This window comes from Pseudoalteromonas tunicata (assembly GCF_002310815.1).
In the GTDB taxonomy this organism is placed as follows: Bacteria; Pseudomonadota; Gammaproteobacteria; order Enterobacterales; family Alteromonadaceae; genus Pseudoalteromonas; species Pseudoalteromonas tunicata.
This window is the reverse complement of the sequence record NZ_CP011032.1, coordinates 3,794,402-3,815,327: the sequence shown is the minus strand read 5'-3', so window position 1 is coordinate 3,815,327 and position 20,926 is coordinate 3,794,402. Positions and strand designations below refer to the sequence as shown.

Sequence of the window (20,926 nt, the reverse complement as noted above, 5' to 3'; positions counted from 1 at the left end):
GATTATCACGGGCTTTTTTTGTTAGATTGGGTAAAATGCTGCCACTTTAATATTCTTGTTTTGGAAATAAGTTAGTGGCGAAATCGACCCTTAGTGCCCCTGTCGCAGTAAAACAACCCCATGTAATGACCCATCACCAACATAGTCGCTGTGATAATTATTATTGGATGCGAGATGATGAACGACAAGACCCTAAGATTATTGCCCACTTAGAGGCCGAAAATGCGTATTGTGATGCGCAAATGAGTCCTTATCAGGAGCTTGAGCAAGATTTATTTACCGAATTAAAAGGCCGTATTGTCAAAGACGACAGTACAGTGCCCGTCAAAGATGGCGCCTATTGGTACAGCTCAGAAATTAGCGGTGAAGAGGAATTTGCCCGTTATTACCGCGCCGATGATGGTCATGCAACCAATAAGCAATTGTTACTCGATAGTAATACGTTGGCGCAAGAGCATGAATATTACGATTTGGGCGAGTTTTCTATTAGCCCTAATGATCAATTACTATCGTACTCAGAAGATACTGATAGCCGTCGCATTTACACCATTCGTTTTAAAGATTTAACCACCAACACATTGCTTGATGACGTACTCGAAAATACCGAAGGCCAAGCGGTGTGGGCCAATGACAATAAAACGGTTTTTTATGTCAAAAAAGATTTAAAAACTTTACTTGGCTCACAAGTGTATCGCCATGTATTAGGCACCTCTCAAGCCGATGATGTTTTAGTTTTTGAAGAGCAAGACGACAGCTTTTTTATGGGTTTGGGTAAAAGCCGTGATGAAAGCTTGATAATGCTTGATTTAGAAGCGACAGAAACCAGCGATACGTGGGTGCTCGATGCCAATAATTGTCATGGTGAGTTTGTGCAATTGTGCCCGCGAGTCAAAGGCCACGAATACGATGCCGACAAATTAGGCGATACCTTTTACATAGTCACCAACTGGCAAGCTAAAAACTTTCGTTTAATGACGGCTAATAATACGACAATTCATCAGCAGGCGTTATGGCAAGAACTTATAGCGCATCGTGATGATGTCATGTTGGAATGTGTTGAGTTATTTAATGAGTTTAAAGTTGTCACTGAGCGCGAAAAAGGACAAATTCGGTTTGTGGTTTATCAAGCTGATGGCAGCTCGTATCCACTTGAATTTAACGATGCATGTTATTACGCTGGGCTAGGTGAAAACCCAGAGCCAGACAGTAATAAAGCCCGTTTATATTACTCCAGTTTAACAACACCGGGTTCATTGTTAGAGTTTGATTTAGCGACAGGGCAAAGTACTGTGCTAAAGCAGCAAAAAGTACTGGGAGATTTTGACAGTGCGCTGTACCAAGCTGAGCGTATTTTTATTAAAGCACGCGATGGCGTTGAAGTGCCGGTATCCTTGGTTTATCGCAAAGATATGTTTGGCAAAAATGGCCAAAACCCAATGCTATTAAATGGTTATGGGGCTTATGGCATTACCTTTGATGCCAGCTTTTCGGTCAATGCATTAAGTTTACTCGACCGTGGTTTTGTTTACGCCATTGCCCATATTCGTGGCTCCGAAATGTTGGGCCGAGATTGGTACGAGCAAGGTAAAAAAGCGCATAAACAAAATACCTTTAATGATTTTGTCGATGTTACACAAGCCTTAGTGCAGCAAGGTTATGCCCACGCAGATAAAGTATTTGCTTCTGGTGCCAGTGCCGGTGGTTTATTGATGGGGGCAGTAGCAAATCAAGCGCCTCATTTGTACAAAGGTATTTGTTGTCAGGTGCCTTTTTTAGATGTGCTCACCACCATGCTTGATGAGAGTATTCCACTCACAACCAACGAATATGACGAATGGGGTAATCCAAATGATGTTGATGCCTACAAGACGATTTTGGCCTATTCGCCATACGATAATATTCGCGCGCAAGATTACCCCAATATTTTAGTGACAACCGGTTTTCATGATTCGCAGGTGCAATACTGGGAGCCGATGAAGTGGGTGGCGAAATTACGTGAATTAAAAACCAATAATAATTTATTACTGTTTAAAACCGATATGGATGCAGGCCACGGAGGTGCATCCGGTCGTTTTAATCGCTTAAAAGAAGAGGCCTTAGAGCTGGCCTTTTTTATTGGTTTGTTACAAGACAAGAAATAAATCTTTCGCTGTTAAGGCGATAACTGGAAACATAAGCAGCATAACTATAGCTATTATCTTCATTGATATTGGGTATATGCTGCTTTTTTATCGTAAAAATTCTTTCAATAACAAATGCTAAAGCTGCATGGTGTTTAATTAAGGGATTATTCTTCGCTCTAAATATTTAGCTGTTATATTAATTTCAAAGTACATAAAACCATTCTTTTTGTAAAGCTTGCTTGACTTTGTTGTTTTGTTGCGCAATATTGAGTCAAATAAACTTTACTTTTAAAGGTGGCAAAAATGAATGCAAATAGTGAAATGAGTTGGCAGCAAAAAAATAAATACAATACCGTAAGTTTGGCAAAATGGACGTTAGCTTGGGTACTGAGCTTGGCTTTGGTCTCTTTTGGTCCTAAATTTTTGTGGCAAGAAACCGTGATTATCAGTGTGATTGCACTCTTGGTGAATATCGCCATTGGCATTGGTATGATCCTCGCCAATAAACGCCAGTTATTGGGTCTTGATGAAATGCAGCAAAAACTCCAACTTAATGCCATGGCCATTACGTTAGGCTCAGTATTGGTGATGGGAATTGCTTACGAAACTATGAGTAATAGCCATATTGTGGCTTTTGATGCCAAAATATCGCATTTAGTGATTTTTATGGGACTGACTTATTTAGTCTCAACATTTATTTTGCAGAAAAAATACGGCTGCGATGAGGGCGAGGAATGAAGAATCGCTTAAAGGTATTGCGTGCCGAGCGCGATTGGACGCAGGCAAAGTTAGCCGAGCTACTCGATGTATCGCGCCAAACCATTAATGCTATCGAAAAAGGTAAGTTCGACCCAAGCTTACCACTGGCATTTAAAGCGGCGCGCTTGTTTAATTTAACCATTGAAGATATTTTTCAAGAAGAGTAAATCGCCTCAAAAATCAGGTGTATAGCCTATAGCCTATAGCCTTCGTTTTCAATATGCAGGGGTGTTGGCCGCGCGCCTTCACCTCGATCACATCGTGTATCTATGCTCACAAGGATTGAGTCACTAGCCGCCTACCTGCATATTGAAAGCCATTGGGTATAAAATAGGATGTGAACCTGAGTTTTTTTACCCTGTATTACACCTGCGTCTCGATAATTAAAACACCGGCAAGACGGCAAACCAGCTTAAACGTGTTTATTTTCTATTCATCTCAAAATGATTGTTGTTTGTTCACCTTAGGTTAGTCTGAAAAGACAGAATAAAAAGAGCCCAACACTGATGTCTATTTCAAAAATGCCTATTTTAACAATACCAATTGCAACGTTTACTCCGTCAAAAAGAGCCATGACTTATTTACCGTTAGCTGTGGCGAGTTTATTCGTCAGCCATTTTGCACTAGCCAATCCTATAAGTTATCACGATCAAGCCAAGTTACATCACATTGCCAAAGCGGTGTCGGCTGAGCGTATTGAACATGACATTCAAGCTTTGGTGAATTTTGGTACTCGCCATACCTTATCCGAAACGAAGTCGGATACTCGTGGTATTGGCGCAGCAAGGCGTTGGATTAAAGCTGAGTTTGAAAAAATCTCAACCCAATGTGGTGGCTGTTTAGAGGTGATTGAAGTAAAAGAGACGATTTCGGGCGAAAAACGCATTCCGAATGCCACCGAAGTGGTCAATATCATTGCCATTCAGCGTGGGAGCATTGAACCAAATCGAATGGTGATGATGTCCGGTGATATTGATTCACGAGTCAGTGATGTGATGGATTTTATCAGCGATGCGCCTGGTGCAAACGATAATGCCTCGGGTATTGCCGGTACGTTAGAAGCTGCGCGGGTTTTATCTCAGTACAAATTTAATGGCTCGATTGTGTATGCGGCGCTCTCGGGTGAAGAGCAAGGCTTGTTTGGTGGTAAAATTTTAGCCCAGTATGCCAAGCAGCAAGGCTGGCGGGTGCATGGGGTATTAAACAACGATATGATTGGCAATGTGACTGGTATTAATGGTGTGACCGATAATACCACTGCACGACTGTTCTCTGAAGGCACACGAGTGATTGAAACACCAGAGCAAGCTCGGGTTCGGCGTTTTACTGGCGGTGAAGTCGATTCGGCCAGTCGTAATTTGGCCCGTTATATCGATACCATCGCTGATCGTTACATTCCTAATCTCGATACCTTATTAGTGTATCGCCTCGATCGTTTTGGTCGTGGCGGACATCATCGTCCTTTTAACGATGCTGGTTTTGCTGCGATTCGCATCATGGAAACCAATGAACATTATGACCGCCAACATCAAGACTTACGCACCGAAAATGGGGTGGTGTACGGCGATACTATTGATGGTGTTGACTTTGATTATGCCGCCAAACTCACGGCGCTGAATGCGGTGAGTATGGCCTCTATGGCATGGGCACCTGCGCCGCCGCAAACGGTAAAAATTAGTGGGGCAGTGAGTGCAAGTACGAGTTTTACTTGGCAGGCGTCCGATGACCCCAGCATCGTGGGTTATCGTATTTATTGGCGTTATACCAGCGAACCACAATGGCAATTTAGTCGTGATGTTGGCAAAGTTACAGCCGCTACACTTGAGAATATCGTGATTGATAATTACACCTTTGGTGTGGCCGCAGTGAGTAAAGACGGATTTGAATCACCTGTGGTATTTCCTGGCGATGTTGGCGCGTTTGAATATCCACATCCTTAACTTTACAACGAGCCAGTAAAAAGCGGTTCAATCGATCGTAATGACCGATTGAACCGTATTTCTTACACTTAAAGGTAATTTATAAGGACTGTTAGGTGTCTAAAGAGCGTGCAATACCCACTTCACGATTAGCGCGCCTTGCCAAGCTCGGTTCAATGGCTGGCAAAGTGGCAGGCAACATGTTGGTATCTGGTGCAAAAGGGGCGCTAAATGGACAGCAATGGGATAATAAAGCGCTATTACTACAACCGAAAAATATTACTCATTTAGCGAAACAGTTAGCCCATCTTCGTGGTGCAGCCATGAAGCTTGGCCAATTGCTCTCGATGGATGCCGGTGATTTACTCAGCCCTGAACTCGCTCAATTGCTGGCAATGTTGCGTGCCGATGCTGACCCCATGCCGCATCAACAATTAATTGCCGTACTCAAAGATCAGTGGGGCGATAACTGGCTCGATACGTTATCTCACATTGATTTAAAACCTTTTGCTGCAGCGTCAATTGGTCAAGTTCACCAAGCCTTCACAGAGCAGGGCAGTAAACTTGCCATTAAAATTCAATATCCCGGTATTGCAAAAAGTGTGGTCAGTGATGTTGATAACGTAATGACTTTATTAACGTTATCGCGCTTGTTACCAAAAGAAATTGATATTAAACCTTTAGTCGCTGAAGCTAAAAAGCAGCTGCTGAATGAAGCCGACTATGCATTAGAAGCCAGTTACTTAACTCGCTACGGACAGTATTTGGCAGGCAATCCACGCTTTAAAGTGCCAACACTCTACTCTGAATACAGTTCAGGGCAAATTTTAGCAATGGAATATGTTGAAGCACAGCCCATAGAGCAGCTAAGTCATTTGAGTCAAGCACAGCGAAATCGTATTGCTAGTGATTTTATTGCTTTGTTTTTTCTTGAGTTGTTTGATTTTAAACTCGTGCAAACCGACCCTAATTTTGCCAATTTTCAATATCAAGTCAGTACAGATCGCATTGTATTGCTCGATTTTGGCGCCACCCGCGAAGTGCCTGAGTTATTAAGCCAAGGTTATCGTAAGCTACTCTCTGCCGCGCAAGTGCAAGATCGCAACCGGGTATTGAGTGCCGCCATTGAGATTGGCTATTTTCAAGATACTATCTTGGATAGTTATAAAAATAATGTGATTGATTTGTTTATATTGGCGTGCGAGCCGCTGCGGTTCACAGGTGAGTATGATTTTGCCCACAGTGATTTAGCGCGCCGCATGAAAGAAGCAGGGCTTGCCATGAGCACTCAAGTTCAGCAATGGCACACGCCACCTATCGATGCGTTATTTATTCACCGAAAACTGGCTGGCTTGTATTTAATTGCGGCTAAATTGCAGGCAACAGTGAATGCAAACGCCTTGTTTGAGCCATTTAAACGCGTCGAATAGTCAGGAGTTACGGAGCTGCGAGAGATGAAGTGTACAAAGCTTAGCATTAAAAAAGCGTGATAGAATCACGCTTTTTTAATGCTTTATATTCAGCTCAGTATTATGGAATACTCAACCAAATCATGGCTAATGGGCAAAGTAGGCTAACTAACCACACCAACGAGCGCAGTTTATCGATATTCAGGTAATAAAAAATACAAAAGAAAACGCGCGCGATAATATAAATAACAGCCAGCGTTTGCACTGTGCTACCTATATTATTGGTTGCCAATACCACTGCAATGGCCAGCGCAAAGATAAGTAATGATTCAAAACTATTTTGGTGTGCCGCTAATGCTCGAGCACCAAAACCAGTCAAACGAGCTTGCTGTGCTCTTGGGTGGTTATTATCGTAACCGCCGTCTTTTTGCATGGCATAAGCAACCGGCGCTTTTGCCAAATAAGGCAATAAAGCGGCGATAAATGCGCAAATCAGAATCGTTGTCATGAGCAATCCTTGTTAATTATTTTTACTACTTAAAATTAAATAACCTCAATATGTCAGTCAATCTCTTATCCAGCACTGAGGTTAAATAAGCAATGTAATACTTCACTCATTTATTTCGCGGTTTTTGGGTCATCTTTAATGAACTGAATATCACTAAAACCAAACTTAATATATTGCTGGTCGCGAAAGTTTTTTACTGCAGCAGAGCCTTTTGAGGTCATGGCAATTTGTTTTTCCATCGCAATATAGTTGGTTAAGTCGATACCTTCGGCGGCTGCGATTGCATCAAACATATCGTGATATTTGTCGTTAGCAAAGTTAATTTCTTTTGCTACACCATGAAATTTATAACTTATTCTGCGGGCCACAGCCGTACACTCGTTTTGACAATAAAAATTGTTGCAATTATAGCGGCTTTTTCATCAGATAGCAGCCTGTAATCTTTTAATGACTTTTAGGCTATAATTGGTTTTTGTACTTATTATTGAGTAGTTTAAATGAAGTTAACTGCACTGTTGTTGTTTTTGAGTATCAGTAACAGTGAGATTTTTCATGATTTGACTCAGGCTGAGCAATCTGCGGCAGATAATCCAACTCAAACCTTGGTACTGTATCAGCAATATCAGTCTTATTTAGAGACTATGCCTGTTAATGTTCAATTGAAATGGCATAAAGCAGCGGCGCGCGCGGCGTTAAGGCAAAGTGATGTTGTTGGTGCTGAAAAAATATTTATTGCCATGCTGCCAAGTTATTTGCAAGCAGGTAAAAATCAGCAAGATTATTTTTATAATTTAGTTGGGATTTGGTTTCGCAAAGCTGCGTTTAATCAGCAAGCACTTAATGCATATCAATGTGCACTTAGCAACCAAACCACAGATTTAGATAAGCTAAAATATTTAAATAACGCAGCAATAGCAGCGCGTCACCTTAATCAATTTGAACTGAGTATTAAACTTACAGAGCAAGCTTTAGCGATAATTAAAACGTCGCCAAGTAAACCTTATGAAGGAGCAATTAATAATACTCTGGGCATGACAGCGTTAATGCAACAAAACTATGAGGGGGCGAAAGAGGCTTTTCAGCGTTCTTTATTTTTACGAGAGGGCTTAAAACGGACCAGCGCCCAATTAACTAGCACCTTGAACTTAATGACCACCTATTTATTAAACCATGAGCTGGATGCTTTTAAGCGATTAGATAAGCGTAAGCTCTCTGAGGTTGAGCTGTCTTTTGAACAGCAAGTTTATTTGTCGTGGCTTAACTTTTTATATCAGCAATCTTTATATCGAACAGCTGCAACACCATCTACTGCGCTAGTTCAAGATTACTTAGCACTCAGAGATGAAAGTATTATTGCCTTGGTAAAGCTTATGAGTCGAGAGTTGCATTTTGTATTGCCAGATCATCCGGTTAACCAAAAAACCAATCTGATTTATCAGGGTCCGCTTGAAAACTATTTAAATGGCTGTGCTTTTTTAAGTGCTGAAAAAAAGCAATAGCTTTCTTTGTTCCTCTAAGTAAAATGCTGGGTGACAAAATTACACCCAAAAAAAGCATCCAGTGTGCAGTCGGAAGCAAAATTATACTAAATCAAGGAATTAAAGATGAAAATCAAACTGGTCGTGGCGGCATTGTCGTTAGTAAGTAGCACTGCATTTGCAGGTTTTAGCTTAAATAGCCTCACAGATGGCGATGGTTTACCAAGCTTAACGTCAAGCAAAACTAAAAGTTTAGGATTTACTAAGGTTGCCCTTCCTTACGCCAATACGGTGAATTATTTTGGCTATATTGATAAAGATTCAAAACCAGATGAAACCATTAAAGGTAAGGATGCTTATTATCTTTATATTTGGGTACCTGCCGCACTTGACGAATTAGGTGTACGCATGATTTCACCTGTGGGTGATTTAGCGAAACCAGAAAAAAGCGACTTTGTACAAAAGGGTTTTGCAGACAAATTAAAAGCCGATAAAGAGAAATGGTTTGATACCTGGATCCGTGTGGAGCGCATGGATGTTATTAGCCCTGAAAAAATCAAAGATGCAAAGTCAGTGTTCAGTGTGCTTGATACCGATGATGATGGCGATGATACTTATGAAGAAAAACGCCATGCAAAATATAACTCATTAACACGTATTGAATCACAAGTAAGTAAACCAGAAAAAGCCTTAGTGCGTGGTTTGTATCGTGTTGCGTTTACGACCTATAAAACAGGTAAAGTAGAAGGGTCTTTTGTCGCAACGGTAGGCTCAAACGTACCTGGTATCACCATGGCAACGTCGCTAGAGCAGTTACATAAAGCAGTCAATAAATAATAATATTCACTCGCAATGAGATGATTTATTAATCGTTGAAAAAATACTTTATATAGGCTAATCCAATTGGGATTAGCCTTTTTATTTTTGATTACCGCAAGTAATTTGCTTGTGAAATAGGCGGTAATTAATAGCTCACTGATTTGACTAAAATAGAGGTTATAGTGGCAGTTGTTAGCCTTAGTTTGGATTAATTCTAAAATCTTCTAATGTATTCATTTGGTTAGCATTAAAATTACTAATTAATACTTTGCGCTTACGCTAATTCGAGCTAAATTTGCATCCATTGATGTTTTTTGTGAGTGATGCTGATGTGTCGTTTTTTAACTTATAGTGGCCCTGCCACCTTAATGTCCCCGTTAATTTTTGAAGCCGAAAACTCTTTGGTGATGCAAAGTAAATATGCACAAAAGCGTAAAGTGCCAACCAATGCAGATGGTTTTGGTTTGGGCTGGTATGCTAACCATGAAGACCCTATTCCTGCCACGTTTGTTAGTGTTGACCCAGCTTGGAGCAATCGAAATTTAAAAAGTATCGCCGAAAAAGTTAAAACGGGTCACTATTTTGCCCATATTCGTGATGCATCAAAGGGCATGCCGGTCAGCCAAGCTAATTGCCATCCTTTTCAGTGCATGCATTATTTGTGGATGCACAATGGTCGTTTAGATTTATTCGATAGCTTTCGACGCGCCTTGCTTAATGGTTTATCTGACCGAGCATTTGGCTTAATTAAAGGTAATACCGATTCGGAATATGCCTTTGCCTTGTTTATGGATAAATTAGATTTTAAACAAAGTGCTAGCGCCGAAGATTTAGAGCTGGCTATGGTAGAAACTATTCGTGAAATTATGCGCTTGCGCAAGGCTGCGGGTGCTGATACCAATGCATTTATTAATTTTGCCGTCACGGATGGTTTTCATACTATAGCAACTCGTTTTGCTACGCTTGAAACGTCGCAACCGGCATCACTGTTTTTTGCCAAAGGTGAAATCACTCAGCAAAATGGTGAGGTGGATATTGTGGTGAGTGATGCACCGGAGCGCCAAAGCATCATGATTTGCTCAGAACCTTTTACCGAAGAAGACGAACAATGGGTTAAGGTGGATCGTAATCATATTGTTATTGCGCACGGTAATGTAAGCGTGATGCAAAAACCAATCGAATTACCGTATCAGGTTAGCCTGTAGCATAAAAGTGGCAGCGTATGTGATGTTATAAATGCGTGTTGTTTTTTATACCTCGCTCCATTGCCTAAGTAAATTATGGTAAACGCCAGCAAGGCGAATAAGTTCGGGTTGTTGCGGATCAGCAGCCCGTAATGCTTGAATACTCTTATCAAGGTCAAACAAAATTCGTCGTTGGTCATCTTGGCGAATTAAACTTTGGATCCAAAAAAAGCTAGCTAGTCTTTGCCCTTCAGTGACAGGGGTAACCTGGTGTAGGCTAGTCGAAGGGTAAATCACCATATCACCCGCTGCAAGTTTGACTCGCTGTTCGCCATAGGTATCTTCAATAACCAATTCACCACCTTGATAGCTTTCGGGTTCACTTAAAAATAAAGTTACAGAAATATCAGTACGTATTTTATGACCTTGTACATTAGCCGAGTTGCCAAAAGTACGAATGGCATTATCAACGTGGCTGCCAAAGGTGCCACCTTGTTGATAGCAATTAAACATCGGTGGGAAAATAATGTTTGGTAATGCTGCTGCGGTAAATAAAGGGTTGTCTGCCAAACGCGCGACAATAAAGTTGCCAATCTCTAGTCCAACAGGGTCATTTTGTGGTAATTGCAAATTCTGTTTACAGTCTTTGGCTAAGTGGCCTGCGGTACGTTGGCCATCAACCCAGTTAGTACTGGCGAGCATTTCGCGGCATTCAATCACTTGTGATTTAGATAATACACCAGGAATTTTAATTAACATGCTTGGCCTTATTAATTGTGTCGGTGATAACGAATATGATTTAACCAAAAACAAATAAGGCGGCAGAGTGCCGCCTTACCAAGGTTAATTACTTAGAACTGATAGCGCACTGTCAGTTTCATAGTACGAGGGTTACCTGGGCGGAAGTGGCCACGGGCACTGTAATCAGTCACGTATTCTTTATCGGTTAGGTTATCAATATTAAATTGTAACGCTAGTTTATCGGTTACATCATAACCCGCCATTACATTAAGTATCGTTTGGCTGCCACTATCAAAATAAGCGGTATTTCGACGCCAATAAATATTGCCTGAAGAATACTGAGCACCTGCACCTAGGCTTAGTTTGTCTAAGGTGTAGTTGAACCAAACGTTTGCAGAATCCTCTGGTGCAGCACTTAACCCATTGCCTTGCGTATCGGGGTTATAATCTTGTGTGACTTCTGTTTCTTGGTGTGTGTAGCTTGCAAGTACACTGAGCTGATCGTTAATTGAACCATTGGCAGAAAACTCCAATCCTTTAGCTTGTTGTTCGCCAGCTAAGAAATAAGTACCATCAAGATCAGTATCTAATACTGTTTTTTTGGTTAAAAATAGCGCGGTGCTGATTTGTAATTTTTCAGCAAACAAATCCCATTTAGCGCCTAACTCATAGGTTTTAGCTTCTTGAGGATCAAGGCTGCTGACGCGGGTTATTCCTTCTAAGCTGCTACCACTAAAGGCTAAGTCACCCCCAGCCGGATCTTGAGAGTTAGCAATACCAAAATAATAGTTCGTTTGAGCATTAGGTTTATATGCAAGCGAGCCATTCCAGCTAAAGAAAGTGCCATCGGCACTTAAATCATCGACATAAACGCTGACTCTTTTATTATCAATAACTTGGCGCACGTAACTTGAACCTTCAGCTTGGTAGTCTTCAAAACGTAAACCAACAGTTGCTAACCACTGATCGTTCAGAGTAATGCTATCGAGAGCGTAAAGCGCTAAACCAGTGCCTTTTACTACAGTTGGTTCGCCGCTGCGGCTAATCTCACCACTAAACGGTGAATTTGTATTTGGCTTATCAATGCTAACAAAATTACTGTTTAATTTAAGGCTGCTGGATAAGGTGTAGCGAGTCGTTTCTTCTTGATAATATTCAGCGCCGACGACTAAATCATGTTTGATATTACCGCTTGCGAGATTAAAAATGGCATCAAATTGAGTGACAAATAAATCGTTTTCTTGATCAATTGCTTGCACCCAGTCAACACTAATTTCATTAAAGTAAGTATATTTTCCTGTTTCAGCATCACGAGATGAGCGCACTAGTGGACGTGATAATATTGATTGTTTTTCGTTACTCGCTAAGCGAGTTTGGCTGCGTAATAAAATGTTATCAGCTAACTGATGCTCGATAAGCAAGGTTGCTAGGTTGACCGATACATCTTCAAAATCACGTTTGGCAACACCGTAATAGTTATTCCAAAATTGAGTTGGTAGCGGGCCTTCTTTATAACCTAGTTGTGCTGCTGCATCAGCGTTCACCCAAGGTAAGCCTAACATTGGGTTATTGTCTTGTTTCATGTAAAGCAAGTCAGCAATAAGTGATGTTCTATCATTAAAATCAACACGTAAAGAAGGTGCAATTGCAGTTGTTTGGTATTCTTCAACACCGTTATCAAAAGCATCGCCACCTTGTGTATACAAGCCATTAATTCGTAATGCGACTTTTTCATTGAGCTGAGTATTATGATCAAGAGTTAAACGTAAACGCTCGGCATCATCATAGCTGGCTTCTGCATTACTAAACTCATCTTGTTCGGCTTGTTTTGTTACTAAGTTAATACTACCGCCCGATGAACCTTTACCAGTAATACTAGAGCTTGCACCTTTAGTGACTTCAACTTGTTCAAAGTTAAACATATCACGTGAGTAACCTGCGATATCACGAATGCCATCGATATAAATATTGCCATTAGCACTAAAGCCGCGAATAGTAATCTTATCGTTAGTAGTAATGTTGCCACCACCACCTTCACCAGCACCAAAAGTTGAAACGCCGGCTACATTTCGTAATGCATCATTTAGGCTTGTCACACCTTGGTCTTTTAATACTTGTTCATTGACTACAGTAATCGTTTTTGGCGTATTGAGTAACGATGTTTGGTATTTTTCTGACGACGCTTTTTCAACTTTATAATCGTCTTTCTTTTCTTCTTTAACCACCGTTGTTGCTAGCTCTTTCACTTCGGTATTAGCGTGGGTGTTTAAGCTTATTGAGGCAATACCAATTGCAACTGCCTGAGTCATGATTTTTTTTGTGAAAGGTAAAGCTAGCCCTTTGTTAACAACGCGCATAAAACTCTCCGTCAATAAATGATAATTATTATCAATAGCGTTTAAATTGTTGCGCATATTAATGTTAATCGTTATCATTTGCAAATCGTAAGTTAAATTTAACTTAAACTTTTCTAGCAGCTCGGAATATGAACTTTTAATGGCAATTTCTAACGTAAAACTCAGACGAATTTCTTTTAATAATCTGTTGTGGTTAAGTGGCGTGGTGGCAATGTTATTTAGTGTTACTTTGCGCGCAAACCCTGTTGCGCAGGCTGACGCTTTGGTCCAGCAATGGCTTAATTTATCTGGGCAGCAAAGTGCACTCAAAGCCCATTGGGCTGCAGAGCAACCTATTTTGCAGCAGCGTATTGAATTGCTAAAACAAGAACAGCTACAGCTCAAAACATTGTTGCAACAAAATCATACTAAGGGCAGCGAGGTTGAGCAAAAACGAACTCAGTTATTGGCGCTTCAAACTGATATGGAACGGGATCAGCAGCAGTTAAAAAACTGGCTGGTTATGCAATTTAGTAAAGTAAATAATTTACGCGATCGTTTACCTCCTCCACTAGCAAAGCAGTGGCAAATTATGTTGCAAGAAACCGATCTAGCTGTCGCCAGTGAAGGGGACAAATTAGCCTTGTTACTCAGTTTATTTACTAAGTTAAATGAGTTTGATCAGCGTATCGCGTTTGTACAATCGACCATAGTGACACCAGATCAGCATGAAAAATTAGTAAAGCAATTGTACCTAGGCATAGCGAGAGGCTGGTATATCAGCTTGGATGGCCAAGAAGTGTTTGAAGGTTTGGCAACGGATCAAGGTTGGATCTGGCAAAAAAATGATGCGCTTCAACCCGGTGATATCAGTGCAGCCATTGCAATGGTTGAGCAACAAACCGAAGCCGCATTTATTCGTTTACCACTACAGATCAATCACAACGATGCATTATTAAATATTGAGGTAGGCCATGAATAAATTGATCCTGCTGGTTTTTTTGCTTGTGTATACAAGTGCTGGTGCTGCAGTAAATTTAAATAACGACGTCACAAAAGGGCTAATAAATGATATCCAACAAGCTGAGCGTGCACTTAAACAAACGCAGCAAAGTATTGCTAAAGATAATGCAGTTTTACAGCAGCAATTGAGTGAACTAGAAAAATCCGTGTTAGCTTTGCAAGCTAAAACGGCCGTTGCTCGGCGTGCAACTGATGAACAAACGTTAAGTTTGGAAACTTTACAAACTCGTTTACACGATTGGCAACAGCAATATAGTTACCAAAATAATTTATTGCAGCGTTTTATGCAGCAGCAAGGTGTAAAAACCGCGACTAATAATACTGATTTTGCGGCAATACTTGCTTTAGTTGATACTCAGCTTGCGCAATTGAGCCAAAAGAGTGCTCCGCAATGGCAACTACAGCAATTGGCACTGCAAGACGGACAGCTAAAGCAATTAAAAACCTTAACCGTTGGGCCTATGCACTGGTTTGCAGATGAAAGCACTAACCAGGCTGGGATCTATCAAATTAATCAGGGGATTGCGCAAGTCGCACTCAATTTTTCTACAAGCGATAGCCAAGCATTATTAGCCTTAATGCAGCAAGGTCAAGGCGAGGTGCTATTTGATCCGACCCTTGAACGTGCAATGACCTTACAAGTGGCGCAGGAGTCGATGCTTGATCATATTAAAAAGGGGGGCATTTGGGTTTTACCTATTTTAGCTTTTGGCGTGTTTGCATTATTGATTGCGTTGGCCAAAGCCTTTCAGTTATGGCGTTTACCGCAAATTTTACCTGGGTTAAGCACGCGTTTATCGCATATTTTTAGTTTACCAGCCGCCCAAGCTAGTCATGAGTTACAAGGGTTACAGCAGCAAGCTGGTCAAGCTGTATCAAGCATGCAGCATGAATTATTGGCTATTAGTCTAAATAGCAATATAGGCCCAAGTCGTGATGACCAATTATTTGCTGCTTTATTGCACCATAAACATAAATTGGAATATTGGCTTGGTGCTATTGCCATAACGGCCGCGGTTTCGCCGCTGCTTGGGCTACTTGGTACAGTCAGCGGGATGATTGAAACGTTTAAATTAATGACGCTGTTTGGTGCCGGTGATGCAGCGGCGGTATCGGGTGGCATATCCGAGGCGTTGGTAACAACAGAGCTTGGCCTAGTTGTCGCCATCCCAGCATTATTATGCCATGCATTATTATCGCGTCGCGCTAAAACCTATTATGGCGAGCTCGAAAGCTGCGCGGTTAATCTCAGTCAATTAAATACTGATACATCATCTACTTGGCAGGAGGCCGCATAAATGGAGCTTCAATCGTTTGATAATGTTGTGGTGTGGGCCATTTTGATTTTGGCATTGTTTGTTTATTACAAATTAAGCCTGTTTATTGTGGTGCTTCGTAGCCAAGGTTCGGGCGCACAAGATCAACAATGGATAGAAACATTACGTTGCCTAATCAATGCCCTGCCTCTTTTAGGGTTGCTTGGCACCATCATGGGGTTGTTACAATCATTTTTTGCCATGTCTCAAGGTGGCAGTTTATCGGCTAGTAGTGTGCTCACGCAAGGTATTGCTAATGCGCTTTGGACCACGCAACTTGGCTTGGTGCTTGCAGTACCTGCATGGTTGTTGTTGAGTTATTTTAATAACTTATTAGTGAAAGAGAGTTTGGCTAATGCGCGCTAATTTACAAAAAAGATTAGAGCAACAACAGCAGCATATTGATCTATCACCTTTGCTTGATGTGGTGTTTATCCTGCTGATTTTTTTTATTGTTACGACCGTTTTTGTCAAAGAAACAGGTGTTGAAGTTGATAAGCCACAAGCCCTTTCTAGCCAAAAACTAGAACGTAATGTCATTATGATTGCCATCACCAATAGTGGTGAAGTGATTTATGACAACAGTAATATTACTGTTTCGGGCGTTCGTAATACGGTCTCACAGCTATTAAAAAATCGACCACAACCTGTGGTGATCCAAGCCGATAAACAAGTACCCACAGAGTTGTTAGTGCAAGTCATTGATGAAAGTAAACTAGCTGGTGCGAGCAGCGTTAACATTGCGACTGTATTGTAAATGCGTTTAAAGCGACATCATATTTACGCCCTAATACTGAGCTGTTTACTGTTATGCAGTGCGGTTTCGTTACTGTTTTTGAATCAATGGCTGAGTAATGCAGTACAAGCCAAAGTCGAAGTGCGACAAGTGCATACGATAAGTTTGCCACCACCTCCACCGCCACCTGTACAACAACAAACTCAAACGCCAGTGCAAACAGTAACTTTAGCTGTCGCAGGCCAAGGTGCGGCACTAAACTTAACCTTAGTGCCGCAAGTTAAGGTCGATATTGTAGCGCCAGAACCTGTTTTACTGACGCAACCCCCTACTGATTGGCAAGCCGAACTTGATATTGATTGGCAAGCGTTTGGTTTAGATCAACTTGATGGTTTGCCTCAGCTATTAACGCCGATTAAAGCGCAATTTCCAAATAGCTTAGTACGCCAAGGAATCTTACAAGTAGTAGTCAAGCTTGATGTGTTTATTGATGAACAAGGTCAAGTGAGTTTAATCGCCATTACTGACAATCCTCATCCTGAGCTGGTCAGCAGTATTCATAAACTGGTTAAAACATCTCGTTTTAGTGTGCCTAAAAAAAATGGTCAGGCGGTGAAAGCGCGCTTTATATGGCCGGTGGAGTTTAAAAAATAATGAAATTAAATCTTTTAATCTTGGTGCTCGGTGCATTGTCATTACAAGTAGGCGCACAAGCATCGCAACAAGCTAATTTAAACTCAATACATAACAACAATGTGCAGATAAAAATGCCTTCACCACAATGGGTATTTCAAGCCGATAGCATCGTTATTCCTAACCATGAAGCTAAATTAGCAATGGCTGAGCAATACCTTGCTGAGCAGCTTAAACCGTTACTGGCAAAACAAGATTATCAAGCGGCAGCGCAAGTAATTGAAAGTTACCAAAAGATTGAGAAAAGTGCTGCGTTGTTACAACTCAGTGGCCAAATTTATTTAGCTTTGGATCAACTAGATAAAGCCGAAGCTATTTTTACACAAGCACTAAAATTATCACCGGGCTTAAGCAGATCACACCGTAGTTTAGCTGTAATTTATTTGCAGCAGCAACGTATTGAGTTAGCGCAGCAGCATTTGGCACAGACCATTGCGCTTGGCCAATACGATGCGCAAGTTTTTGGCCAATTAGCGTATTTAAATTTACAAGCTCAGCAGCCCTGGGGAGCGGTGAGTGGTTATCAAAATGCTTTGTTATTAGAGCCTAATAATCATCAATGGCAGCAAGGTTTACTCGCTGCGCTGGTACAATCGCAGCAATTAGCAAGTGCACAAGCATTAGTCGCTGAGCTACTTAGTAAAGAGCCTGACAGCAAAGCACTTTGGCTGCGTCGTGGTCAAATTGCGCTCGGTTTGCAACAATATCAACATGCTTTAGCTAGTTTTGAAATGGCTCATCGGTTAGGTGATAGCGCGTTAGAAAACCTAATTTTAATCGCGCAATTGCATTTGCAGCACGGCTCACTTGCTAAAGCTAGTCAATTGCTTGGTACCGTATTAAACACCGATCCCTTGCAATTTGATGCGCTGCAAAATGCCATTGCTTGGTTGATCCAAAATAATAACTTTAGCGAAGCTGAGGCGCTATTAAATCAACTCACCCGACCTGACCAGTTGGCTCCTATGGCACAAAGTCAGTTTTATACATTTAAAGGTCAAATTGCACTTGCGCAAAATAAGGCCGAATCAGCGTTAAAGCATTACCAGCAAGCACTTGAATTAAATGCTAATAATGGTCAGGTATTAATTTCGTTGGCTGAACATTTTGCTAAGTTGCAACTTTACAGCCGTGCTGAGTTATATTTTATTCGTGCAGCAGCCTTAAGTGAAACGCAAGAACAAGCATGGTTAGGGCATGCGCAATTAGAAATAAATCAACAAGACTACGCTAGTGCGATGGCATTGTTGAATAAAGTATTAAAAGCAAATCCAACTCGAAGTGATCTCAAAAATAACCTTGAGATTTTACAGCGTTTAAGTAACCAGCAATCATGAGTGCACTCACTACAATCCCAGCCGATATCGCTTGTTTGGCGGATTACCGACGTTATGCTGAGCAACTATTACCATCACCTGCTTGGCACTACATAGATGGTGCAAGCGCTGACGAGCTGACTAAGCAAGCAAATGAAAGTGCTTTTGCGCGTTGGCAATTAATACCTCGGGTATTAAGTGGTGTGACGAACATTAATACCCAAGTTAATTTACTTGGACAGATGCATCAATTTCCGATGTTACTCGCCCCCGTAGCATATCAAAAATTAGCTCATCCAAGTGGTGAGGTTGGTAGTATGCAAGGCGCTGCTGCACAAGATATAGGTTATATTTTAAGTACTTTAGCCAGCACAGCTCTTGAAGAAGTCATTGATTATAAACAAAGTGCAGACTGCTGGTTTCAGTTGTATGTACAACCAGATTGGCACGATACACTGGCACTTATTCAACGTGCAGAATACGCAGGATATAGTGCGTTAGTGATTACCGTTGATGCGCCGATTAATGGGCTGCGCAACCGAGAGCAGCGAGCAGGTTTTGTATTACCCGCAGGCGTCAGTGCCGTTAACATCACAGCGACTCAATCACCTCAGGGGTTACAGGCATGTTTAAATGCTGCACCGACTTGGCAGACTATCAAGCAGATCATGGCCTCAACGCATTTACCGGTGATTTTAAAAGGTATTATTGCTGTTGAAGATGCTATGTTAGCAAAAGAGCTTGGTGTTGCTGGCATTGTGGTTTCAAATCATGGTGGGCGAGTGCTCGATACCATGCCCGCAAGCGTGATGATGCTTTCGCTAATCCGCCAAGCTGTTGGTAATGATTTCTTAATCTTATGTGATAGTGGAATTCGCCGTGGCAGCGACATTTTTAAAGCGTTGGCACTAGGCGCTGATGCAGTTTTGATAGGTCGGCCAATCATGTATGCCTTAGCAACTGCGGGACCGCTTGGGGTGGCACATATGCTAAGAATTTTAAAAGATGAGTTACAACTCACAATGGCGCTGTGTGGGTGTGCTAGTATTGCTGATATTTCTACTAAGCATCTGATAACACTTCAAACGTAAACCGGAAATACCTAATTAAAGTTATTGTTTTTAATTAGGCATTATCAACTCATTAATTGTAACCCAATACAAATCGCGGCTCAGCGGTAATCCCGCTGCTGGCTTGATCGCTAAATTGTTCTTTTAATGCTTCAAGTTGTTGCTCTTGTTGAGCAAATAAATTGAGTACTTCAGTACGGTATTGGCTATTACTTTCAAATAAAGCTTGATCTACGGCAGGGTAAAAGCTTTCTAGCTTTTGACATAATGAAATATGGTTCATGATGATATTCCTCATTATTTTGGTTGCTAATTAAAACAGCATTTTTTATACCAAATATTAACTTACTGTTTTTTAAACAACTTTATTTTTGATTGATTGTAGTGCAATGCAAGATGCAACGGCTTTGTGCAGTTTGCTGCCACCTTGGTGCAGTGGCTAAAATAAATTATAGTAAGGCAATCCATTGAACACAAAGTTGTTATTATGATTGCAGCACCTTTTTCACAAGCCTGTGAAAACAACAAAATACCGATAGTGGAACAATTAAAAAAGATTTTTACTACGACTTCAAAGGTACTTGAAGTTGGTTCGGGTTCGGGTCAGCATGCGGTATTTTTTGCAGCGCAGTTACCTCATTTAATTTGGCAACCCACAGATCTAACCGTTAATCACTATGGTATTAATGCGTGGCGTAATGAGCTGCCAAGCCCCAACTTAAAACCCCCTCTTGAATTAGATGTAAGCGCTGCGTGGCCAGTTGTGCAAGTTGATGGAATATTCACCGCAAATACGTTGCATATTATGAGTTGGGAGTTGGTTAAATTGTTTTTTCAAGGTGTTGGTAAACACCTCGCTTTACAAGGCCGTTTAGTGGTGTATGGACCGTTTAAATACCAAGGCCAATTTACCAGCGAGAGTAATGCACAGTTTGACCTGTGGCTCAAAGCCCATGATAGCGCCCGAGGTGTTCGAAATATAGAAGACGTAGTGCAATTGGCACAATCGGTAGGGTTAGCATTAACCAGTGATACGGTAATGCCTGCTAATAACCAGCTTTTAGTATTTGAAAAGCAGCAGCATGAAGTGCGCTAAACATGTTCAGGTGGAGTGTTTTTACGTTTAAGCCGCATGAATAAATCAGAAGCCACGAGTCCGATAGGCATCAACACCAGCATATTAAACAATGGGGCCACATAAACGATTGCGATGCCAAAATCAACGGATGAATGGCTTCCTGAGCGTGAAAAAAGCAAGAGCGTATCGAATATCGCAGGCAAAATTGCTCCGCTAAAAGCAAGCAGGTATCGTTTAGTAAAATAAAAATAACTACAGATTAAATAAGGTAACCAAGCAACAATTAAAAAAGGACCATCGATAGTGAACAGCGGCGGTATTAGCCCGTAGATTAATAAAACTCTCGCTTTTAATTCCATTTTAATTCCATTTTAATTCCTTTTTTGTGTAAGGTACTGATTAACTTTGGACGTTTTAG

At 41.2% G+C, this 20,926-nt stretch carries 22 protein-coding genes; 16 read left to right on the top strand and 6 right to left on the bottom strand.

What is annotated here, in order from left to right; translation table 11 throughout:
• Positions 1–74 precede the first annotated feature (74 nt).
• The 5 genes from PTUN_RS17315 (at position 75) to PTUN_RS17295 (ending at position 6,231) form a co-directional block, all read left to right on the top strand.
• Positions 75–2,141: a S9 family peptidase gene (locus tag PTUN_RS17315; RefSeq protein WP_040643993.1), complete on the top strand. Its 2,067-nt coding sequence runs from the start codon at positions 75–77 to the stop codon at positions 2,139–2,141.
• A 285-nt stretch (positions 2,142–2,426) separates the two neighbouring features.
• A complete protein-coding gene (locus tag PTUN_RS17310; protein WP_009839040.1) occupies positions 2,427–2,861 on the top strand; it encodes a hypothetical protein in 435 nt (144 codons plus the stop codon).
• The gene (locus PTUN_RS17305; RefSeq protein WP_009839041.1) at positions 2,858–3,049 is read left to right on the top strand and encodes a helix-turn-helix transcriptional regulator; all 192 of its coding nucleotides are present in this window, start codon (positions 2,858–2,860) and stop codon (positions 3,047–3,049) included. The genes PTUN_RS17310 and PTUN_RS17305 overlap by 4 nt, the downstream gene beginning before the upstream one ends.
• A gap of 339 nt (positions 3,050–3,388) precedes the next feature.
• The gene (locus PTUN_RS17300; RefSeq protein WP_009839042.1) at positions 3,389–4,822 is read left to right on the top strand and encodes a M28 family metallopeptidase; all 1,434 of its coding nucleotides are present in this window, start codon (positions 3,389–3,391) and stop codon (positions 4,820–4,822) included.
• 95 nt (positions 4,823–4,917) lie between these two features.
• Positions 4,918–6,231 carry an ABC1 kinase family protein gene (locus tag PTUN_RS17295; protein WP_009839043.1) on the top strand — a complete coding sequence of 438 codons (1,314 nt, stop codon included), beginning with the start codon at positions 4,918–4,920 and terminating at the stop codon, positions 6,229–6,231.
• A 100-nt stretch (positions 6,232–6,331) separates the two neighbouring features.
• Here PTUN_RS17295 and PTUN_RS17290 read toward each other — a convergent pair whose 3' ends face one another.
• Both PTUN_RS17290 and PTUN_RS17285 read right to left on the bottom strand, forming a co-directional pair.
• Positions 6,332–6,718: an MAPEG family protein gene (locus PTUN_RS17290; RefSeq protein ID WP_009839044.1), complete on the bottom strand. Its 387-nt coding sequence runs from the start codon at positions 6,716–6,718 to the stop codon at positions 6,332–6,334.
• Positions 6,719–6,828: 110 nt separating this feature from the next.
• Entirely contained in the window at positions 6,829–7,086 is a 258-nt protein-coding gene (locus tag PTUN_RS17285) for a DUF2960 domain-containing protein (protein ID WP_009839045.1), read from the bottom strand.
• A 129-nt stretch (positions 7,087–7,215) separates the two neighbouring features.
• Here PTUN_RS17285 and PTUN_RS17280 point away from each other — a divergent pair, with 129 nt between their 5' ends.
• The 3 genes from PTUN_RS17280 to PTUN_RS17270 all read left to right on the top strand — a co-directional run bounded on the left by PTUN_RS17280 (position 7,216) and on the right by PTUN_RS17270 (position 10,220).
• Positions 7,216–8,217 carry a tetratricopeptide repeat protein gene (locus tag PTUN_RS17280; RefSeq protein ID WP_009839046.1) on the top strand — a complete coding sequence of 334 codons (1,002 nt, stop codon included), beginning with the start codon at positions 7,216–7,218 and terminating at the stop codon, positions 8,215–8,217.
• A gap of 105 nt (positions 8,218–8,322) precedes the next feature.
• Complete coding sequence (locus PTUN_RS17275) at positions 8,323–9,033, top strand: LipL32 family surface lipoprotein (protein WP_009839047.1); 711 nt, start codon at positions 8,323–8,325, stop codon at positions 9,031–9,033.
• 311 nt (positions 9,034–9,344) lie between these two features.
• Positions 9,345–10,220 carry a class II glutamine amidotransferase gene (locus PTUN_RS17270; protein WP_040643994.1) on the top strand — a complete coding sequence of 292 codons (876 nt, stop codon included), beginning with the start codon at positions 9,345–9,347 and terminating at the stop codon, positions 10,218–10,220.
• A gap of 45 nt (positions 10,221–10,265) precedes the next feature.
• On the opposite strand, the gene PTUN_RS17265 is transcribed toward PTUN_RS17270, so the two are convergent.
• Both PTUN_RS17265 and PTUN_RS17260 read right to left on the bottom strand, forming a co-directional pair.
• On the bottom strand, positions 10,266–10,958 hold the full coding sequence (locus PTUN_RS17265; RefSeq protein WP_009839049.1) for a Fe2+-dependent dioxygenase: 693 nt from the start codon (positions 10,956–10,958) through the stop codon (positions 10,266–10,268).
• 92 nt (positions 10,959–11,050) lie between these two features.
• Complete coding sequence (locus PTUN_RS17260) at positions 11,051–13,297, bottom strand: TonB-dependent receptor (protein WP_040644021.1); 2,247 nt, start codon at positions 13,295–13,297, stop codon at positions 11,051–11,053.
• Positions 13,298–13,436: 139 nt separating this feature from the next.
• On the opposite strand from PTUN_RS17260, the gene PTUN_RS17255 reads away from it, so the two are divergent.
• From PTUN_RS17255 to PTUN_RS17225, 7 genes are read left to right on the top strand one after another with little or no spacing between them, the layout of a single operon-like run.
• Positions 13,437–14,258, top strand: coding sequence for a DUF3450 family protein (locus PTUN_RS17255; RefSeq protein WP_009839051.1), 822 nt, complete (start codon positions 13,437–13,439; stop codon positions 14,256–14,258).
• Positions 14,251–15,597 (top strand): MotA/TolQ/ExbB proton channel family protein, encoded by a 1,347-nt coding sequence (locus PTUN_RS17250; RefSeq protein WP_009839052.1) that lies wholly within the window; start codon positions 14,251–14,253, stop codon positions 15,595–15,597. The genes PTUN_RS17255 and PTUN_RS17250 overlap by 8 nt, the downstream gene beginning before the upstream one ends.
• Positions 15,598–15,981, top strand: a complete 384-nt coding sequence (locus PTUN_RS17245; RefSeq protein ID WP_009839053.1) for a MotA/TolQ/ExbB proton channel family protein — start codon at positions 15,598–15,600, stop codon at positions 15,979–15,981.
• Positions 15,971–16,372: an ExbD/TolR family protein gene (locus PTUN_RS17240; RefSeq protein WP_009839054.1), complete on the top strand. Its 402-nt coding sequence runs from the start codon at positions 15,971–15,973 to the stop codon at positions 16,370–16,372. Before PTUN_RS17245 ends, PTUN_RS17240 begins: the two co-directional genes overlap by 11 nt.
• The gene (locus PTUN_RS17235; protein ID WP_009839055.1) at positions 16,373–17,005 is read left to right on the top strand and encodes an energy transducer TonB; all 633 of its coding nucleotides are present in this window, start codon (positions 16,373–16,375) and stop codon (positions 17,003–17,005) included.
• A complete protein-coding gene (locus PTUN_RS17230; protein WP_009839056.1) occupies positions 17,005–18,381 on the top strand; it encodes a tetratricopeptide repeat protein in 1,377 nt (458 codons plus the stop codon). Before PTUN_RS17235 ends, PTUN_RS17230 begins: the two co-directional genes overlap by 1 nt.
• Entirely contained in the window at positions 18,378–19,451 is a 1,074-nt protein-coding gene (locus tag PTUN_RS17225; protein WP_009839057.1) for an alpha-hydroxy acid oxidase, read from the top strand. Before PTUN_RS17230 ends, PTUN_RS17225 begins: the two co-directional genes overlap by 4 nt.
• Positions 19,452–19,503: 52 nt before the next feature.
• Here the strand turns inward: PTUN_RS17225 and PTUN_RS17220 are convergent, their stop codons facing one another.
• Positions 19,504–19,713 carry a hypothetical protein gene (locus tag PTUN_RS17220; RefSeq protein WP_009839058.1) on the bottom strand — a complete coding sequence of 70 codons (210 nt, stop codon included), beginning with the start codon at positions 19,711–19,713 and terminating at the stop codon, positions 19,504–19,506.
• Between the two features lie 207 nt (positions 19,714–19,920).
• On the opposite strand from PTUN_RS17220, the gene PTUN_RS17215 reads away from it, so the two are divergent.
• Positions 19,921–20,526, top strand: a complete 606-nt coding sequence (locus PTUN_RS17215; RefSeq protein WP_086009679.1) for a DUF938 domain-containing protein — start codon at positions 19,921–19,923, stop codon at positions 20,524–20,526.
• Here PTUN_RS17215 and PTUN_RS17210 read toward each other — a convergent pair.
• Positions 20,523–20,867: a hypothetical protein gene (locus PTUN_RS17210; RefSeq protein WP_009839060.1), complete on the bottom strand. Its 345-nt coding sequence runs from the start codon at positions 20,865–20,867 to the stop codon at positions 20,523–20,525. The genes PTUN_RS17215 and PTUN_RS17210 overlap by 4 nt on opposite strands.
• Positions 20,868–20,926: the final 59 nt, after the last annotated feature.